This window comes from Candidatus Eisenbacteria bacterium, assembly GCA_030017955.1.
Classification (GTDB): Bacteria; Eisenbacteria; RBG-16-71-46; order JASEGR01; family JASEGR01; genus JASEGR01.
The window spans coordinates 1-1452 of the sequence record JASEGR010000223.1 but is presented as its reverse complement, the minus strand read 5'-3'; the positions used below and the strand labels follow the sequence as shown (position 1 = coordinate 1452).

General features: G+C 54.5%; 2 protein-coding genes. Both read left to right on the top strand.

Annotated features, from left to right (window positions below):
• The coding region (locus tag QME66_13875) for an RHS repeat-associated core domain-containing protein (protein ID MDI6810029.1) at nt 1-692 on the top strand (692 nt) is incomplete at its 5' end.
• A gap of 48 nt (nt 693-740) precedes the next feature.
• Nucleotides 741-1370 carry a hypothetical protein gene (locus QME66_13870; GenBank protein ID MDI6810028.1) on the top strand — a complete coding sequence of 210 codons (630 nt, stop codon included), beginning with the start codon at nt 741-743 and terminating at the stop codon, nt 1368-1370.
• The last annotated feature ends 82 nt before the right edge of the window (nt 1371-1452 follow it).

The following is a 1452-nucleotide window of genomic DNA, read 5'->3' as shown; positions in this document are numbered from 1 at the left end:
CAAGCTTCTCGCCTCCTCCGGCGCCCTGGCTGCGCGGTATAGTTATTCGCCGTACCGATACGGAAACCGGACTGCTCTACTACGGCTACAGATACTACTCACCCGAGCTGGGGCGGTGGCTCTCAAGAGACCCCATCGGAGAGATGGGATTCCGAGGATCATTTGCTGAGGAATCGATTGAAGATGAAAATGCGATGATCGCGACTTTGATCGCGAGAATTCGCCAGAAATGTCCGGAGGCGGCGCGTCGTGCTGAGCAGGTAGTGGCAAAGATGCACAGTCAAGAGCGTGCTGTTTTTCGCCGTGTGAAGGATACCAAGACTTACTCCTTTGTCGGTAACGCCCCAATTAGTGCATATGACAGCTTAGGACTCTCCGGTTGTGGTCCAGGCGAGGCAGGAGGCTGGCTTGTACCCGATGCGCCATTTGGCTTCAACTTCGGACCGTGTTGCGATGACCATGATGAATGTTATGGCACATGTGATCCCAAAGGGCAGCAGTCCAAGAGCGGATGTGACGGAACCTTCGGGGACTGTATGGAGGCGGCAGTGAACGAGCAGTCGAGTTGGATTAAGCCCGGCTGGCTTGGGACCGCGCTTGCGAAGACCTACGAGTGGGCGGTTTCCACATTCGGTTGTTCGTCCTTCGAGAGTGCACAGTCTAGTTGTCCTTGTCCCAGTAAGTGCGATTGAATAACGCCGTCGGACGTCAATCAATGGTTCGGCTGAAGACCCATGAAGATGCTTCGATCTATTATGGTGTTTGTAGCCTCTTGTCTGGCCTTGATCGGGTGCCGGTATATCGGCGGCGGAGTTGCGGGGGCGAGTTTCGATCCCATCTGGCAGGTCAAAGCTGCAAAGCGATATCCCGCAATGGTCTCAAGCAACAAGGTCACAGTGAGCGTTGCCCGCCTGACGGGAGAACAGCCCCCACAGTTGTTTGATGATATCATGCACGCGTTTCCTGTGCGCCAAGATCGTGTCGAAGATTCCTTCATGCCGATTGCGGGCACAGGACTCGAAGCGAGATACCACAAATGTCATCTTGACATCAGGAGCGGCCACGCCGTCCTGATCAATGAGAAGCTACCGAAGGTCTTCAATATGCATCCAGTGCGATTGGGTATGGGAACGGTCGCGTCGCAATCTCTCATTATGATCGTCAACAAGTCACGAGCGAGTACTGGTCTCTACTTCGTGGCGCTCTACACCGCACAGGGGGTCCCTCTTTACAGGGGCGTGTTGGGAGCGGGACAGGTGTGGGACATCCGAACAACAGACAATGGCGTTGACATCTTGGGTCACTCGGAAATCAGGCGTATCACGATGACTGCGACGGAAGCGTTGGGGTCAGATAGGAATGGCGCTTAGTTAAGCCCTAACACTCGTTTTGTCATAGGCCATCGGGGTCGTATCTTCACATTTCACAATTCGGCATCTCCGTGTTCCCGCA

Coding starts and splice junctions, on each gene's coding strand:
- QME66_13870 (MDI6810028.1), top strand. CDS start 741: ATGCTTCGATCTATTATGGTGTTTGTAGCCTCTTGTCTGGCCTTGATC.